Annotated in this window: 13 protein-coding genes; 11 read left to right on the top strand and 2 right to left on the bottom strand. The window is 67.0% G+C overall.

The features are described 5' to 3' along the window. Positions 1-299 precede the first annotated feature (299 nt). The 9 genes from NZU74_05200 to NZU74_05160 all read left to right on the top strand — a co-directional run bounded on the left by NZU74_05200 (position 300) and on the right by NZU74_05160 (position 11,373). Positions 300-1,505 carry a CpXC domain-containing protein gene (locus NZU74_05200; GenBank protein ID MCS6880707.1) on the top strand — a complete coding sequence of 402 codons (1,206 nt, stop codon included), beginning with the start codon at positions 300-302 and terminating at the stop codon, positions 1,503-1,505. Positions 1,506-1,516: 11 nt separating this feature from the next. Continuing rightward, positions 1,517-2,626 (top strand): glycine cleavage system aminomethyltransferase GcvT, encoded by a 1,110-nt coding sequence (gcvT, locus tag NZU74_05195; GenBank protein ID MCS6880706.1) that lies wholly within the window; start codon positions 1,517-1,519, stop codon positions 2,624-2,626. Positions 2,627-2,768: 142 nt separating this feature from the next. Next, positions 2,769-3,155 carry a glycine cleavage system protein GcvH gene (gene gcvH, locus NZU74_05190; GenBank protein MCS6880705.1) on the top strand — a complete coding sequence of 129 codons (387 nt, stop codon included), beginning with the start codon at positions 2,769-2,771 and terminating at the stop codon, positions 3,153-3,155. A gap of 134 nt (positions 3,156-3,289) precedes the next feature. Then, positions 3,290-4,624, top strand: coding sequence for an aminomethyl-transferring glycine dehydrogenase subunit GcvPA (gene gcvPA / locus NZU74_05185; protein ID MCS6880704.1), 1,335 nt, complete (start codon positions 3,290-3,292; stop codon positions 4,622-4,624). Between the two features lie 236 nt (positions 4,625-4,860). After that, a complete protein-coding gene (locus tag NZU74_05180) occupies positions 4,861-5,805 on the top strand; it encodes a phosphotransferase (GenBank protein ID MCS6880703.1) in 945 nt (314 codons plus the stop codon). Further along, complete coding sequence (locus tag NZU74_05175) at positions 5,802-6,350, top strand: Uma2 family endonuclease (GenBank protein ID MCS6880702.1); 549 nt, start codon at positions 5,802-5,804, stop codon at positions 6,348-6,350. Before NZU74_05180 ends, NZU74_05175 begins: the two co-directional genes overlap by 4 nt. A 97-nt stretch (positions 6,351-6,447) precedes the next feature. Then, on the top strand, positions 6,448-7,929 hold the full coding sequence (gene gcvPB / locus NZU74_05170) for an aminomethyl-transferring glycine dehydrogenase subunit GcvPB (protein MCS6880701.1): 1,482 nt from the start codon (positions 6,448-6,450) through the stop codon (positions 7,927-7,929). Positions 7,930-8,287: 358 nt separating this feature from the next. Next, positions 8,288-10,450, top strand: a complete 2,163-nt coding sequence (locus tag NZU74_05165) for a WD40 repeat domain-containing protein (protein ID MCS6880700.1) — start codon at positions 8,288-8,290, stop codon at positions 10,448-10,450. 257 nt (positions 10,451-10,707) lie between these two features. Further along, a complete protein-coding gene (locus tag NZU74_05160) occupies positions 10,708-11,373 on the top strand; it encodes a 1-acyl-sn-glycerol-3-phosphate acyltransferase (GenBank protein ID MCS6880699.1) in 666 nt (221 codons plus the stop codon). Positions 11,374-11,438: 65 nt separating this feature from the next. On the opposite strand, the gene NZU74_05155 is transcribed toward NZU74_05160, so the two are convergent. Both NZU74_05155 and NZU74_05150 read right to left on the bottom strand, forming a co-directional pair. Next, a complete protein-coding gene (locus NZU74_05155) occupies positions 11,439-13,418 on the bottom strand; it encodes an acetoacetate--CoA ligase (GenBank protein ID MCS6880698.1) in 1,980 nt (659 codons plus the stop codon). 155 nt (positions 13,419-13,573) lie between these two features. Next, entirely contained in the window at positions 13,574-14,287 is a 714-nt protein-coding gene (locus NZU74_05150; GenBank protein ID MCS6880697.1) for a phosphoadenylyl-sulfate reductase, read from the bottom strand. Positions 14,288-14,821: 534 nt separating this feature from the next. Here NZU74_05150 and NZU74_05145 point away from each other — a divergent pair. Both NZU74_05145 and NZU74_05140 read left to right on the top strand, forming a co-directional pair. Further along, entirely contained in the window at positions 14,822-15,982 is a 1,161-nt protein-coding gene (locus tag NZU74_05145; protein ID MCS6880696.1) for a glycosyltransferase family 2 protein, read from the top strand. Positions 15,983-16,397: 415 nt separating this feature from the next. After that, on the top strand, positions 16,398-17,618 hold the full coding sequence (locus NZU74_05140) for a glycosyltransferase (GenBank protein ID MCS6880695.1): 1,221 nt from the start codon (positions 16,398-16,400) through the stop codon (positions 17,616-17,618). The last annotated feature ends 86 nt before the right edge of the window (positions 17,619-17,704 follow it).

The following is a 17,704-nucleotide window of genomic DNA, read 5'->3' as shown; positions in this document are numbered from 1 at the left end:
GAACTGCGTATCCACAGCCAGGCCAGCGCAGTAGAACTGGCAGCGGCGCTTCTGCCGGTCTCGAAAGGGGCAGGAGGCGCCCGAACCTGTTGCTACCCTCGTGAATAATGGACGCCTCGTTACCTGGGAGCTCCGAGTGCAGCGAGGCACGGCGAAAAAGCCATGCCCTGCGCTGGAGGATCCGGGTGTCAACCGGCTACGGACCGCGTCCAGATGCGTCCCACTCGATCAGTAATCTGCAACCGGACGAAGTGATGGTACAATGGGAGAGGTTTTCTTCGACCTAGCACTCGCCGCCTATGTCTGTCGGGTACCAGGAGTCAACTGAACTTGCCTGCCCTGCCTGCAATGTCGCCTTTGAGGCGCCAGTCTGGCTGATCCTCGACGCCCAGGAGGCGCCCGAGGCGGTTGCGGCGCTGCGCCGGGGCGAGTTGAACGTGGTAACCTGCCCGAGTTGCGGCCACCGCGGCCCCGCTGGCGCGCCGCTCCTCTTCCACGACGCTGTGCGCCGCCGGGTGATCTTCGCGCCTGCTCCCGGCGTCCCTGAGTACGCCTGGCGCGACCAGGCGCGCGACCTGCACGCCCTCCTGGTTGGCTCCCTCCCCGAGGAGCAGCGCCGCCCCTATCTCGGCGAGGTGGAGATCGTTCAGGACCTGGGCGGCATCGCCCGTCTCCTGGAGCGTATGGAACGCCGTCCATCCGAACCGGCGTCACACGTGACCCCGCCGGTCACCGGCGAAGCCGTGGCCGGGCGGGGCGCATCCGAGACGCCTGCAGGCAGCCCGACCGAGGACCCGCCGCCGCTGCTGGCGGCCGTCGAGGCCATGCTGGCTGCAGATGGGCCGGAGGAGTTCGAGGCCGTCCTGGCGCGCCATCCTGTTCTGCTTGACCCGGGCGCTGATACGGCCCTGGCGCAATTGATTGAGGTGGCGCTCGAACAGCGCGAGTTCGCCATCGCCGATAGCCTGCGCAACGCCCGCGCCCTCCTGGCCCGCCTGACCGAGATGTCGCGCAGCCACGCCGCACGCCCGGCGCCCGCGCCGCCCGTCGACGACTTGCCCGACGCCGCGGTGCAGGCCCTGCTGCGGACGCGCACGGACGCCGAGTTGGAGGCGGTCTGCGCCGAACATCCTGTGCTGTTGCGCCTCGAGGCCGATGGCCTGCTGGCCCGGCGAGTGGACCAGGCCCTCGATGAGGGGAACGAACGCCTGGCCCAGGCCCTGGAGGAGCGCCGCGAGGCCCTGGCTCGCCGGCGTCCCGCCGCGGCTTCCGAGGCAGATGCGGCGAGCCTTGATGAGGCCATTGAGGCGCTGCTGGTCGCCGACGGTGAAGAGGCGCTGATCGAGGTGCTCGATCGCTATCCTGTGCTCCTCGAAGAGGCCGCCGCTGACGCCCTCTGGCAGTTCGCCGCCGAAGCGCGCGCCAGCGGCGATGAGGAACTGGCCCGCTATGCCGTGGCATGCCGCGAATTGCTGCGCCGCGTTCGCGCCGATCTGGAACCGTAACCGGAGGCCCTATGCTCAAACGCACTCCGCTCTTCGAGGCTCATCGCGCCGCTGGCGCGCGGATGGTTGAGTTTGGCGGCTGGGAGATGCCGGTTCAGTACAGCGGGATCATCGAGGAGCACCACGCGGTACGGCAGGGCGCCGGTCTGTTCGACATCAGTCACATGGGCCGCTTTATGGTTCGCGGCCCTCACGCGATGGCCTTCCTCCAGCACGTCGTCACCTGTGACGTGAGCGCCATCCCGATCGGGCAGTCAAGCTATGGCCTGCTCTGCAAGCCCGATGGCGGCATTGTTGACGACATCTTCATCTACCATGTCCCCGATGAGTTTCTGGTCGTGGTCAATGCCGCCAATCGCGACAAGGACTGGGCCTGGCTCCAGGAACACGCCCGGGGCTTTGATGTGGAACTGGAGGACCGCTCCGAGCGCTGGGCCATGCTGGCGCTGCAGGGTCCCGCCGCCGAGGCGCTGCTGGTGAACGCTGAGGACGCCGAGACGGCCGAACTGGGCAACCTGCCCTTTCACGGGGTGGCGCTTACCAGCATGTTCGGAGTGAATGTGCTGATTGCTCGCACTGGCTACACCGGCGAGGATGGCTTCGAGTTGTTTTTCGACGCCCCGCACGCCGAGATGCTCTGGACGCGGCTGCTGGCTCTGGGCGCGCCAGGAAGCGTGAAGCCCTGCGGCCTCGGCGCGCGCGACAGTCTGCGCTTTGAGCCATGTCTGGCCCTCTACGGCCACGAGATCAGCGAGACGATCAACCCCTACGAGGCGCGCCTGGGGTGGGTGGTCAAACTCGATAAGGGCGACTTCGTCGGGCGCGAGGCCCTGGCGGCGATTAAGGCCCGGGGGCCGGCCCGCCGCCTGGCCGGCTTCGAGATGGTCGGGCGCGGCATCGCCCGAAGCGACTATCCGGTGCTTGCGCTCAGCGGCGAGCGGGTGGGCCACGTCACCTCGGGCATGCCGGCGCCGACCCTGGGCAAGCCCCTCGGCATCGCCCTGGTGCCCACCCCGCTGAGCGCCGAGGGCAGCGAGTTCGATGTGCTTATCCGCGAGAAGCCGGCCCGCGCCCGGGTGATTAAAATGCCGTTCTATAAGCCGCGCTACAAGAAGGCATGACCCGCGGCGGCGATCGTCCTTGTGCAGCAGGCCGGGGCACGGGGAAATCTGGTTTCCCCACGTTCACGATCGGGCAGGCGTATGGGGAAACCAGGTTTCCCCATACCCCTACAACCACCTGTGTTCACCTTAGGAGTGCATCATGAGCGTCATTCCAGCGGACCTCCGCTACAGCAAGTCGGACGAGTGGGTCCGGGTCGAGGGCGATGAGGTGGTGATCGGCATTACCGACTACGCTCAGGAACAGCTCGGCGACATCGTCTACGTCGAACTGCCCCAGGTGGGCGCAACCTTCGCCCCCGGCGAAAGCTTCGGGGTGATCGAGTCGGTTAAAGCCTCCTCAGACCTGTACGCCCCCGTTGGCGGCGAGGTGACCGCCGTGAACAGCGCCCTGGAGAGCGACCAGCAGCCGATCAACAGCGATCCCTACGGCGCGGGCTGGCTCATCCGTATGCGGCCTTCGGGCGAGGAAGAGGAACTGATGGACGCCGCCGCCTATGCCGCCTATCTCGAGGGGCGCGCCCATTAGCCGCCGGCCCGCCTGTCCGGCGGGGGTGGAGCAATCCGGTTTCCCCCGCAGCGCAATCTTCAAGGTTGCGCTACGGAGGTCATCCGGACTCTTCTAGCCATCCTGGTTCAGGTTGCAGTCTAGATCGCATCGCTATGTCTCACTATATTTCCATCACCGAAGCCGAGCGCGCCGAGATGCTGGCCGCTATCGGCGTCAACAGGCTTGAAGACCTGTTCGCCGATGTGCCGGAGGAATGGCGCTTCCCCCGTCTCGACCTGCCCGCGCCCCTCTCCGAAGCGGAACTGATGCGCGAATTGCGCGCCCTCAGCGACGCGAACGCCAGCGCCCACAGCCATAGCATCTTCCTGGGGGCGGGGGCCTACAACCACTTCGTGCCCGCTGCGGTGGACCAGATCCTCCGCCGGGGCGAGTACTACACCGCCTACACCCCCTATCAGCCGGAGATCAGCCAGGGCACGCTTCAGGCGATCTTCGAGTACCAGAGCCTGATCTGCTCGCTCACCGGTATGGAGATTGCTAATGCCTCGCACTACGACGGCGGCACCGCCATCGCCGAGGCGGCCATCATGGCCCTCAACGTAGTTCGCAACCGGCGCAAGATCGTCGTCGCCCGCAGCGTCAACCCCCAGTACCGTGCCGTGCTCCGCACCTACTTGCAGGCCCTGGATGTCCGCATTACCGGCGATGAGACCCCCGGCGCCACCATCGAGGACGCCCTGGCCCTCGTTGACGACCAGACCGCCCTGCTGATCGTCCAGAACCCCGATTTCTTCGGACGGCTGCACGACCTGCGCGGGCTGGCCGCGCAGGTGCAGACCCGCGGCGCGCTGCTCTGCGTGCACTTCGACCCGATCGCCCTGGGCCTGTTCCAGACTCCCGGCGAGGCCGGCGCCGATATTGCCACCGCCGAGGGCCAGCCGCTAGGCATCGGGCTCAACTTCGGCGGGCCGTACCTGGGCATTTTTACGACCCGGCAGAAATATGTGCACAAAATCGCCGGGCGCATCGTCGGCGTCACCCGCGATGTGGACGGGCGCCTGGCCTACGTGCTGACCCTGCGCGCCCGTGAGCAGGACATCCGCCGCGAGCGGGCCACCAGCAACATCTGCACCAACCAGGGCCTCATGGCCCTGGCCGCAACGGTCTATATGAGTCTGCTGGGCCGGCAGGGCATGCGCCGGGTGGCCGAACTCTGCTACCACCGGGCGCACTACGCCGCCGCGCAGATCGCGGAATTGCCGGGGTACAGCGTGGAGCGCGGCCCGTTCTTCAAGGAGTTCGTGGTGCGCTGCCCGCGGCCCGTGGCCGAGATCAACGCCGCCCTGCGCGCGCAACGCATCATCGGCGGCTATGACCTGAGCCAGGACGAACCCCAACTGGGTCACGCTATGCTCCTGGCCGTCACCGAGATGAACAGCAAGGCCGAGATTGACCGCCTGGCGGCGGCGTTGCGGGAGGCGGGGTAGCTGCGCTTGAGGTGGCTGGTCCTCACCCTCCCCAACCCTCTCTCTCCACCTGTGGTGGAGAGGGAGGGAGCGAGGGGGTGGGTGAGGAGCGACTTACACGACCTTATCCTTGCAGAGTCTGGGAAAGCGCAGCCCTCCCAGGAAAACCCGTTTTGACTCACATCGTTGTGCGAGAAAACCGCGGATGTCGCCCGCCGACAATCCAAAATCCGCAATCCAAAATCTAAAATCATTCTATGCTCCTGACCGACGCACAACTCGGGCGCCTCGTCGCCCATGCCCTCCCCGGCACTCGCCTGCGCGAGGCGGAGCCGCTGGGCGAGCGCACGCTGCTGCTCCACCTGGGCGAGTCACGGCGCGCCGTGCTGCGCCTGGGCGCGCCCCCCGATCCAGGCGCGGGCGATCCTCTGGCCGCTGAACTGGCAACGCTGCGCGCCCTGCGGGCAGAGATTGATCTGCCGCTCCCCGAGGTACTCGCCCACGATCTGCGCGGGGAGGCCGGCGCGCCCTATCTGCTGCTGGCATACCTTGAGGGCACGTCGCTGATCGAGGTGCTGGGCGCTCTCGACGAGGAACAGCGCTACGAACTGGGCCAGGCCCTCGGCGCGCTGCTGGCGCGGGTGCACCAGTATACTGCGCCGGCCTACGGTCCCCTCGACCCTGACGCTCCGCCGGGCTACGGCAGTGAGAGCAGCCCTGCCCCTGGCGCGCGCGCCGACGAGGATGTTCGTTATTACCAGGCGCGCCTCACTGCCGCCCTCGAGGCCGCCAGGGCCGCTGGCGAACTCGACGCCCGCGGCGCGGCGGCGCTTGCCGCCTGGGCCGCTGCGAATGTTGTGACCACCGGACGGCCCGCCTGCCTCACCCACGGCGATCTCCGCCCTGCTCGCGTGCTGGTACGGCGGCGCGAACGCCACTGGCGCCTCGCCGGCCTGACCGGCTGGGGCTACGCCCTGGCCTGGCGCCCCGCCTGGGACCACGTCGCGGTGATGGAGCATTTCGACGGTCAGGAGTATTTCAGCATCCGTGTTGGCTATGGCAACGCCTACGACGCCACCACCGAGCGCCGCTACGATCAGGTCCGCGAATTCGCCCTGACCCCTTACCGTCTCATCCTCTTCCTGGAGGCTGGACGCGCCGACCTGGCCCTGGCGTTGCTGCAGAACCCGGAGGAACTATGAGCGCCACTACGAGCCGGTTGCTCACCGTCGAAGAGTTCGCCGCGCTGCCCCCCGGCGCCTCCCGGCGCGAGCTTGTGGGGGGAGAAGTTGTTGAAACGATGCCACCTGGAGGAATACACGGTATTCTTGCTGCGTTGATTACCGCGGCTCTGTCTCAGTGGAGCAGACAGCGCGGCGGCTATGTCGGTATCGAGTCGGGCTTTGTCCTCCAACAAGATCCTGCCACCGTGCGCGCGCCGGACGTATACTATGTGCGCGCCGAACGTCTGCCCGAAACGGGAGTGCCCGAAGGCTTCTGGACTATCGCGCCCGACCTGGCTGTGGAGATCGTTTCACCCTCCGACAGCGCCGACGGGCTGCATGAGAAGGTCCGCGACTACCTGGCTGCGGGCGCGAGCGCCGTCTGGGTGGTGTACCCGCGCAGCCGCAGCATCACTGTGCATACGCCCGATGGCCTCGCGCGGACCTATGGCCCGGAAGCCTCCCTGGAAAGCCCGGATCTGTTGCCTGGGTTTAGCCTGAAGATCGCCGATCTGTTCCGTTAGACTGCCAGGGGCCTGTGGAGCAACTCTGAGGGTTGCTCCACCGGTGATGAAAAACCACTACCGGTCTTTGCCCGGCTAACCTGGAAAGCATATCAAGATGGACACTTACGAACCCCACATCTACGAACTCTCCGCGCCGGGAAAGTATGGCGCCAACCTGCCGGGCCTCGATGTGCCCGAAACGCCCCTGCCGGAGGCGTTGCTGCGCCAGGACGATATGAACGACTTCCCCAGCCTGTCCGAACCCGAGGTGATCCGGCACTACACCCGCATCAGCCAGCGGAACTATGCGATTGATACGGGCTTCTACCCCCTGGGGTCGTGTACGATGAAGTACAACCCCAAGCTCCACGAAGAAGCTGCGCGGCTCCCTGGCTTCGCCGCCGCCCATCCCCTCCAGGATGCCAGCCTCTCCCAGGGCGCGCTGCAACTGATGTACGAACTTCAGGAGTATCTGGGCGAGATCTCCGGTTTCGACGCCGTCTCGCTGCAACCCGCCGCCGGGGCCCAGGGCGAATTCGCCGGCATCCTCGCTTTCCGCGCCTATCACCTGGACCGCAACGAGCCGCAGCGCGTCGAGGTGCTGGTGCCCGACGCCGCCCATGGCACCAATCCCGCCACCGCGGCGATGGCCGGTTTCAAGGTCGTTGAGGTGAAGAGCGATGCGCGCGGCAATGTAGATCTGGATGACCTGAAGACCAGACTCTCACCGCGCACGGTGGGACTGATGCTCACCAACCCCAACACCCTGGGGCTGTTTGAAGAGCACATCGTCGAGGTGGCGCGCCTGGTTCACGAGGCCGGCGGCCTGATGTACGGCGATGGCGCCAATTTCAACGCTATCCTCGGCATCGCCAGACCGGGAGAACTGGGCTTTGACTTCATGCACTACAACCTGCACAAGACCTTCACCACCCCGCACGGCGGCGGCGGCCCCGGCTCGGGCGCGGTGGGCTGCACAGCGGCCCTGGCCCCTTACCTGCCTGGCCCCCGTGTGCGCCGTACCGAGAGCGGCGCGTATGAGTTGTTCACTCCCGAAAAAAGCATCGGTCGCCTGAAGGCTTTTCACGGCAACTTCGGCATGCTGGTGCGCGCCTGGACCTACATCCGCAGCCTCGGAGCGGAGGGCCTGCGCGAGGTCAGCGAGACCGCCGTGCTCAACGCCAACTATGTGCGAGTGATGCTCAAAGACCTTTACCCTCAGGCCGTTGACCGCATCTGTATGCACGAGACGGTGCTGAAGGGCCAGATTCCCGGCGCGCACGGGGTGCGCACGCTCGACATCGCCAAGCGGCTGATTGACTATGGCTTTCATCCGCCGACGGTCTACTTTCCCTTGATCGTTCCCGAGGCGTTGATGATCGAGCCGACCGAGACGGAGAGCAAGCGCACCCTCGACGCCTTCATCCAGGCCCTGCGCCAGATCGCCCGCGAGGCGGTCGAGACTCCCGAACTGCTGCACCAGGCCCCGACGAAGGCGCCTGTGCGCCGCCTCGACGAGGTGCGCGCCGCCCGGCAGCCGGTGCTGCGCTATGATGCCGAGGCGTTCGCCAGGATTCGCGAGGAAGCCGCGCGGTAGCCGGCGCAGGCGGCAGGGGTAGGGGGCAGGAGGTAGGGGGTACGGATTGAGCCGAGTGCTCCAATGCTCGTTGCAAGTGAGGATCTGGGAGGGCCCTGCCCTTCCAAATCCTCTTTTTTTCACGTTTGATGTGTGTGCGCATTCACTGCACAACGACAGAATGCCCGGGCGTCTTCCCGGGAGCAATGCCCCCTCCAGAACCCCCTGGCGAGGGAGTCTCTACCCGCATCCACCTGACGATGGGAGTCGCTCCTTACCCTCCCCCGCCTCGCCACGCTCGGCGCCTCCTCCCTCTCCAGGATAGGTGGAGAGGGAGGAGATTGGGGGGAGGGTAAGGACCACAAAAGGGAAGCATCGTATGCAACATTACCCGCGGCTTCTCACGCTCCTTCTCGCCCTGGCCCTTACCGCCTGCGCTTCGCCACCGTCGGCCGCCACGCCCGTCCCCACCGCGACCATGGCCCCCCTCGCCCCGACCGCCGCGGTTATCGCGCCTACAGCGCCCACGGTCCCTACCACCGTGCCAGAGGCGTTGCCATCGCCTCTGGCCACGCCCGAATTGCCCGCCACCCGTCTCGGTCCCGAAACGGTAGGCCGGATCGCCCGGCTACGCTCGATTGGCCTGGGGGGCTTCGCCAGCTTCGCCCTCAGCGATGACGCCCTGGTAGTGGGCACGACCGCCGGCATCGCCTGGTTGCGTCTTCCCGACCTCAAGCTGGCCCGCTTCGAGGCCGTCGGCGCCGCTTATGATCTCGCCCTGTCGCCCGGCGGCGCGCTCCTGGCCCACGCCACGCCCGGCGACAATGAGCAGGGTCGCGCCGTCCTGCGGCGCGCCGCCGACGCTGCGCCAATCGCTGAACTGCGGGGCGGCACTCCGCGCTTCGCGCCTGACGGAAACCTGCTGGCGACGAGCAGCCCATCCTACCAGCTTGAAGACGGGGTTACCTGGCTATGGCGCGCCACCGATGGCGCCCGTGTCGCCGAACTACCCGGCAACGCGCCTCGCTTCAGTGACGATGGCCGCTATCTCGCTACCGTTGAGAACAGACTCACAGATCCCTCAATCACTCGCGTCTACCCGGCCGGTGACAACCAGCCGGTGCTGGAAGTTGAGGGCGCCGCGCCCGCTTTCAGCCCGGACGGCGGCCGGGTGGCCGTGGTGCTTAATGACCGGGTGACGATCTATAGCCTGCCGGACGGCGCGAAGATAATCGGTGTGCCCGGCAGCCTGGTGTCGGCGGTCGCCTTCAGCCCCGATGGGCGCGACCTGCTGAGTGTAGACGGCCCGGACCTGATTGTCTGGGACCTTGCCGCCGGACGTGAACGGCGCCGTCTTGCCGGCGTGAACCGCGCCGGCGACCTGCCGCCTGCCGAGGAACCTCGTTTCGCCCCCCGGCGTGACACCCTCGCCACCCTGACGCCGCTCCTCGGCGACTGCCCGCCCGGCGGGGCGCGGGTTAGCGCGACCACCGATGGCGCCGTGCGCTACGAGGACGATGCCAGCGTCAGTGTCGTCTACGCTCCCGACGGCAAACGGATCGCCCTGGGGCGCAACGGCCAGGTGCGAGTGGCGGATCTGGCTGGCGGCGCGGTTGTGGAACGCGACCTCGCGGCGTACACCGACATCGCCTTCAGCCCCGATGGCGCGACGCTGGCCCTCGCCGCCGTTGTCAGCGATGAGAATAGCCGCCCGGTGGGCCAGGTGGAACTGTGGAACGTGGCGACAGGGACACAGCGCGCGGTGCTGGCAACAGCGCCCGAGGATTTCGTTTTCGCCCTGAGCGGGTTGCGCTTTAGTCCCGACGGGCGGCGCGTCAGCGTCCTGGCGCGCTACGGTTGCGCAGCGATTGGTTTTAGCAAAATTGTCACCTGGAACATTGCCGACGGCACGATCCTGAGCGCGATCGGCGATCTCCCCCCGGCGGTTGATGAAGCCGGCAACCCGCTCGACAGCGCCCCGCAGGCGCTGGCCTTCGCCCCCGATGGCTCGGCGGCGGCCTGGCGTGGTCCCGAGGGCAACCTGGTCCTGCGGCGCCCGAACGGCGAGGAACGGACGCTCAAAACCCCGGCCGACCCCTCTGCTCTGGCCTTCACCGACGATGGCGCCACGCTGGCCATTGGCGTCGCCGCGGGCGAGGTGTGGCTCCTCACGGTCGGAGATGGGGCGCTGCGAAACGTGGGCCGCACGGGGAGTCTGGTGGAGGCGCTGAGCTTCGGCCCCGACGGCGCCCGGCTCGTGGGACTGGCGGGCGGCGCGGCCTTTATCTGGGACGTCGCCCAGGGCGTCCAACTGGACCGCTGGCCGGTTGCGCCCGATGCCAGCGAGCCGCGCCTCAGCGCCGATGGACAACTGCTGCTGGTAAACACCCCTGGCGGCCCGGTCTTCTACGCAACAGCGAGCGGACAGCAGGCAGGCGCGCTGAAGACCCCGGCCAGCGCGATGGCGCTGGGGCCGGAGCAGCGCCTGGCGGCGACCATCAGCGGGGGCCAGGCGCTGCTGTGGGGGGCGCCGTCGCCGTAAAGCGCAATCTGCGGGTCAACTACGCGTTCCCTGAAGCCGCCTTCAGAGGCGGGCCCGGGAGGGCAAGGCCCGCCCTGTTCGGCGTTGCTGCCCCGAGTTGCGGTACAATAAAGCGTTGCCTGGTACGAATGTCTATAGCGTTTCTCGAAAAGATTGATCCGTAATGATGGCGGCACTCGCGCCGAGAGCCATACGGCTCAGTGTCCTCAGTGGATCAAGCATTCCGGTCAGTGCTCTAATCATCTGGCGGAACGACGATGAGCCTCTACAAGAGCCGCCATGTCGCGGCCCGGTTCCTTCCTGGTCTGTTTGTGCGTTTTGTATGGATCTACGCGCGACCGGCAGTTGAGGGACGCGAACACATCCCCACTGAGGGCGCATGTATTATCGCCGCCAATCACTGCAGTCACGCTGATACGGCAGTTGTCTTCGCCTCGCTGCCCCGTCACGCGCGGGAGCGCTTCGTCGCCGCCGCGGCTCAGGATTATTTTTTTCAGGGCGGGCCGCAGCAGTTCGCCTCACGAGTGCTCTTCAACGCTATTCCCGTCGCTCGTGACCGGCGCGGGGGCCAGGACCCGCTGCGCCACGCTGCGCGCGCCCTCCGCGAGGGCTACGTGCTGCTCCTCTTCCCTGAAGGCACGCGCAGCTCCGATGGGACCATCGGCCCCTTCCGCGCCGGGATCGGCAAACTGATCGCCGAGTTCCCCGGCACCCCGGTCATTCCTACCTACATCGAAGGCACGACCCGCGTGATGCCCAAGGGCGTGCTCATTCCACGCCCCTTCAAGGTGCATGTCTACTTTGGCGCGCCGATGTACCCGAAGGCGCACCCCAGGTTGCGCGCCACCTGGCAGAGCGCCGCCGATGAGGTGCGGGCGGCGATTATTCGCCTCGGCGCCCCTGAGCCTGCCGTCGGTGAGTGAGGGATGTGGAGGTGTGGAGGTGTGGAGATGCGGAGGTGTTTTCAGCTCCACACCTCCACCGGGAACTACCCCCTGAGCTTCGCCGCCAGTTCCACGAAAAACGGCAACAACTCGGGGTTGCGCAGCGAGTCGGGATTGGCCGCCCGTTCCACCGGCACGCCCATGAGGATCTTCTTCACCGGCACTTCCAGCTTCTTGCCTGAGAGCGTGCGCGGCACATCGGGAATGGCGAAAATCGCGTCGGGCACGTGGCGCGGCGACAGAGCCGTGCGGATCGCATCTTTGATCTTGCGCTCCAGGGCCGCATCAAGCTCCACCCCCTCGCGCAACACGACGAAGAGCGGCATGTATGACGCACCGCCCAGTCCCTCCAGGTCCACCACCAGGCTGTCAAGCACTTCGGGGAGACTCTCGACCACGCGGTAGATCTCGCTGCTGCCCATGCGCACGCCCTGGCGGTTGATCGTGCTGTCTGAGCGCCCGTAGATCACCACCCCGCCCCGCTCGTTGATCACCACCCAGTCGCCGTGGCGCCATTTGCCGGGGTACATCTCGAAGTAGCTCTCGCGGTAGCGCCGCCCATCGGGGTCGTTCCAGAAATAGATCGGCATCGAGGGCATCGGCTCGGTGATCACCAGTTCGCCCATCACGCCGATAACGCTGTTGCCGTCGGCATCGTAGGCCTGGGCGTTGACCCCCAGGGCGCGGCACTGGAGCTCGCCGCTGTAGACCGGCAGGATCGGCGCCCCGGCGATGAAGCACCCGCACACATCGGTGCCCCCGCTGATCGAGGCCAGCCACAGGTCCGACTTGACATGCTCGTAGACCCATTCAAAGCCCTCGGGCGGCAGGGGCGAGCCGGTGGAACCTATGCCGACCAGGGCGCTCAGGTCGTACTGCCGGCCCGGTTCCACGTCGCTCTTCATCAGCGCGGTGATGTACCCGGCGCTGGTGCCGAAGAAGGTCATCCGGCTCTCCGCGGCGAGCCGCCAGAGCGCGCCCATGTCGGGATAGGCCGGGCTGCCGTCGTAGAGTAGCACCGTCGCGCCTGCCAGCAGGCCGCCGATGAGGAAGTTCCACATCATCCAGCCGGTGGTGGTGTACCAGAAGAAGCGATCCCCCGGCTTGAGGTTGAGGTGCAGGTGCAACTCCTTGAGATGCTGGATGAGAATGCCGCCCTGGCTCTGCACAATTGGCTTGGGCAGGCCGGTGGTCCCGGAGGAGTAGAGCACCCAGAGCGGGTGCTCGAAGGGGACCATCTCGTAACGCAACTCCCCTGGCGTCGCCAGGGCCGTCTCCCAGGCGAGAATGCGCCCGGAGAGACCCTCTGGCGCGGCCTGGGGGTCGAGGTAGGGCACAAAGATGGTCGCCTCCAGGGTCGGCAGGGCGGCCTGAATCTCGGCCACCACGGCGCGCCGGTCGAACGGCTTGCCGCCGTACTGGTAGCCGTCCACCGCCACGAGCACCTTCGGCTCGATCTGCTTGAAACGGTCGATCACGCTGGGGCTGCCGAAGTCGGGCGAACAACTCGACCAGATGGCGCCCAGGCTGGCGGCGGCGAGGAAGGCCACCAGGGCCTGGGGGATATTCGGCACGTAGCCGACCACTCGATCACCCGTGCCAACGCCGAGGTCCCGCAGCGCCGCGGCGACGCTGGCAACCTGGCGCTCCAGGTCGGCCCAACTGATCGGCGTCAGCGGCTGGCGCTCCGACTGAAACAGGGCCGCGGGATAGTCGGGCGTGGCCCGGCGGAATACGTGCTCAACGTAGTTGAGCGTCGCGCCCTCGAACCAGCGCGCGCCGGGCATCTCATGGCCGGAAAGCACACGGGTGTAGGGCGTGGCCGAGCGGATGTGGAAGTACTCCCAGAGCGACTCCCAGAAGGCCTCGAGGTCGCTGACCGACCAGCGCCACAACTCGTCGTAGGTGGTGAAGCGCAGGCCGCGCGTGGTCTCAAGCCAGCGCATGTAGGCGCGGATGTTGCTGCTGTCCTGCAACGCCTGCGAGGGCGTCCACAGCAGGCGCGGAGCGGGAACGTTCGTCATTGAACACCTCCTGATGCGCGACGCTTCCGGCGCGTCAAAGGCGAATGCTGCTGGAGGGAATGATACCGCATCCGAGAACCCGGCGCACGCCGTGGAGGTGTGGAGGTGTTTTCAGTTCCGTAGCTCTACACCTCACACCTCCACACCTCCACGCCTCACCCGTGGATCCCGCACTCGGTCTTCGCGAAACCGCTCCAGCGCCCGGCGCGCGGATTGTCGGGGCTGGCCGGGCAGGTGCAGGGCGCGCAGCCAAGGCTGGGGTAGCCGCGGTCGAGCAGCGGGTTATAGGGGACCTGATGGGCCTGAATGTAGGCCCACACCTCGCGCTCGCTCCAGGCCGCCAGCGGGCTGAGCTTGAGCAGACCGTGCCGGGCGTCCCAGGCCGCCAGTTCGGTGGCGGCGCGCTGGGCAGTCTGCTCGCGGCGAATGCCGCTGACCCAGGCCCGGTAGGGGCGCAGGGCCTCGGCCAGGGGGGCTACCTTGCGGATGGCGCAGCAGCGGTCCGGGTCGCGGGCATACAACTCCGGGCCATGCCGGCGCGCCTGTTCCTCCAGACTGAGGGCGGGACGCTGGCGTTTGACCGTCAGCCCGTACCGCCGTTCAACCTCGGCGGCCAGATGATAGGTTTCGGGGAAGAGCAGGTCGGTGTCGAGAAAGAGGATCGTGATAGGCAGGCGCCGGCGGGCCACCAGGTCGAGCAGCACCATACCCGACGCGCCGCCGAAGCTGCATGTCAGCGCCGTCTGTTCGCCAAAGCGCTCGGCGGCCCAGGCGAGCAACTCTTCGGGCGGGCGATCGCGGAAGCGCGCGTTCAATGCGGCAAGATCCGCGGCGGACCAGGGCGTGGAACGGTCGTGGTTCACACTCATCGCTGCACCAGACTGCTGTAAATATGCGCTACGAGGGCGTGGGGCCTGGCAGGGCTTCGCCCTCACAAGTATACTCTCTTTGTCCGCCGGTCGTGCAGCCCGGCCCCGACGCCAGGTGTAACGCGTGTAACCGTGCAGCCGCCAGCACATGCGCGTCGCGACGCCCATACGCAACACCCCGCACGGTCGGCGACCGTGGCGGCCCCGCCTGCCCGCCCCCGGCGGCATAGAGACCGCCCGGCGGGCCGTCTCTACGCCGACCAATGGCGCTGCGGTCGCGCAACCCTCCGGGTTGCGGCAGGGGCAAGCGGGTTTTTCCCACCCCGCCGCGCGGCGCGCAAGGGAACACTGCCGTAATACCCGAATGCTATCCTGCATAGGCGCAAACCTTGCCAGAGACCAAAATCCAAAATCCAAAATCCAAAATCCAAAATTCCACCGCCGCCTGGGATGATCAGGCTATTGCTTCTCGGTCCAGCGTAGTAAATCATGAGGCGCGAGCATTTCATCGGCGTTCGCCAGAAAGAGAGCGCTATGGGACAGACAGCCGTGGATCTTCAAGAGCGCGTGTCCTTCCTCGAAGCGTCTGAGACGGTCGAGGCCCGCGCCGTTCCCGCCCCCTTCATCCCCACCGACGATCCCGAGGCGGCGCTGCGCTTCTGTCGCGCCCTGGCCGCGCTGACCGAGTCCCGAAGCGGCGCGCGCCTGGCCAGGGCCGTCGCGCCTCCAGACCCTGCGGGGACCGGCTACGACCCCGATAAGGAGGTCGAACTGTCGGTCGTCGTCCCCGCTTACAATGAAGAAGAAAACCTGCCTGCCCTCTACGCGCGCCTGACTGCGACACTCGACCCGCTGAACCTGGACTACGAGATCATCTTCGTCAACGATGGCAGCCAGGACCGCACCCTGGCCCTGTTGCGCGATCTGGCCGCCAGCGACCCGCGGGTAGTTGCCGTGGACCTGGCGCGCAACTTCGGCCACCAGGTGGCTATCAGCGCGGGGCTTGACCACAGCCGCGGCGCGGCGGTGATCATTATGGACGCCGATCTGCAGGACCCGCCGGAGGTTCTGCCCCAGTTCATCGCCAAATGGCGCGAAGGCTACGACGTGGTCTACGCCATCCGCGAACAGCGCAAAGAAGGGCCCCTCAAGCGCGCAGCCTACGCCCTCTTCTATCGCCTGCTCAAGCGCATCGCCCACATTGACATCCCCCTTGACGCCGGCGACTTCTGCATCATGGACCGGCGCGTCGTAGACCTGCTCAACGGCATGCCCGAACGCAACCGCTTCGTGCGCGGCATTCGCACCTGGGTCGGCCTGAATCAGACCGGCCTGGCCTACGAGCGCCACGCCCGTTACGCCGGCAAGCCCAAGTACACCTTCAAGAAGCTGATCTACCTGGCCCTCGACGGGCTGATCTCCTTCAGTTTCGTGCCCCTGCGCATGATCTCCCTGGCCGGGCTGGCGGTTTCGTTCCTCTCCATCCTGATTGCCATCGCCTATACCATCCAGAAGCTGACCATCGGCCTCTCGCCGCCCGGCTTCGCCACCCTGGTCGTAGCCATCTTCTTCCTGGCCGGCATCCAGTTGATCACCATCGGGGTGATCGGCGAGTACGTCGGGCGGATCTTCGAGGAGGTCAAGGCCCGCCCGCTCTACGTGACGCGCCAGGTGTATCGGTATCGAGAGTCTTGAACGGGATGGGCCGGGAGCTCACAGAGTAGAGCGTTCAGGCGCTTCCTCGCGTCCCATTCCCCATAGGAAATGAAGATTAAGAATATAAACCGGTATTCGCCCGGTAGCCCGGCGGCTGATGAAGATTATATAAACCGGTATTCACCCCGTAGCCCGGCGGCTGAAGCCGCGGGCTATCGCTGCGAAGCCCCCCTGCGCGGGCTATACCGGATAGATTCCGATCATTTGGGGCATTTAGAAGTTGGCGACTGATTAGTCTGTAAACAAAGTCTTTCGCTAAACCTCCGCCCCCTCCCCAGCCCTTCCCCGCCGGGGGAGGAAGTCTGGCTCCTCCCCCCAACGGGGAGAGGCTGGGAGAGGGGCGGAACCCGTGAACGGTAACGCACCTGTGAAACCATGTCAACAGGCACGGCGCATGCGCATCCTCATGCTCAACAACGAGTTTCCGCCCCTCGGTGGCGGCACGGGCACGGTGAACCGGGCCATCCTGGAGCGCCTGGCGGGTATGCCGGAGCTGGAGATTGACCTGGTGACCTCGGCCCTGGGCCGGCGCGCCGAACAGGAGACCTTCGCCCCGGGCGCGCGGATCTTCAAGACCCCGGTCAACAACCGCAACATCCACCACTCCAGCAACCGCGAACTGCTCACCTACGCCGCCCGGGCCCTGCCCCTCGCCCTCCGCCTGCACCGGGCCGCGCCGTATGACCTGGTGTTCGCCTGGAGCGCTGTGCCCGCCGGGGGTGTGGCCCTGGCCCTGCGGCGCCTCACCGGCCTGCCCTACCTGGTGCGCGTCTGCGGCCCCGACATTCCTGGCTTCGAGCAACGCTACGGGCCGCTATACCCCGTCCTGACGCCGGTGATCAAGGCCATCTGGCGCGATGCCGGGCGGGTAGTGGCCAAGTGCCAGGGCGAGGCCGATATGATCCGGACTATCAGTCCAGAGCTAAAGATTGATCTTATTGCGAACGGCGTGGACCTGTCGGCCTTTCACCCGGCGCCCATCGCCGATGGCGGCCCGCTGCGGGTGATCTGCGTGGCGCGGCTGATCGAGCGCAAGGGGCAGGCCCACCTGATTGAGGCTCTGCGCCGCCTCGTGGCCGAAGGACACGACCTGCGCCTCGAACTGGTCGGCGAGGGAGACGCGCGCGCCGCATACCAGGACCTGGCGCAGCGCCTCGGCGTGGCTGAGCGGGTCACGTTCGCGGGTTATGTGGCCCGCGAGCACATCGCCACCCGCTATGCCAGCGCCCATGTCTTCGTCCTCCCGTCCTACAACGAGGGGATGAGCGTGGCAACCCTCGAAGCCATGGCGTCCGGCCTGCCCGTGGTGGTTACCCGCACCGGCGGCGCCGCCGAACTGGTCGCCGAGGGCGTCAACGGCTGGATCTTCGCCTGGGGCGATGTGGACGCGCTCGCCAATCATCTGCGCCGCCTCGCCGCCGACCGCGACCTGGCCCGGCGCATGGGCGCCGCCTCGCGCGCGCGCGCCGCCGCCTTCTCCTGGGACGCTGCGGCGCGGCGCTACCTGGAGTTGTTCCAGGCCCTGGCGCATGGCGCGGCGGGCATCGCGGCGCGGGAGGAGATTGAAGCCCAGAGACGCGGCGAAGCCTTCCCGCCAGAGGGGAGGGTTTGGTAAGTTTCGCGGCATTTCCGCCCCCCTCCCAGCCTCCCCCCGTTGGGGGGAGGAGCCGGACTCCCTCCCCCAGCGGGGGAGGGTTGGGG

Source organism: Chloroflexaceae bacterium (assembly GCA_025057155.1).
Lineage (GTDB): Bacteria > Chloroflexota > Chloroflexia > Chloroflexales > Chloroflexaceae > JACAEO01.
The sequence above is the reverse complement of the archived record's forward strand: the minus strand, read 5'-3'. Positions and strand labels throughout refer to the sequence as shown.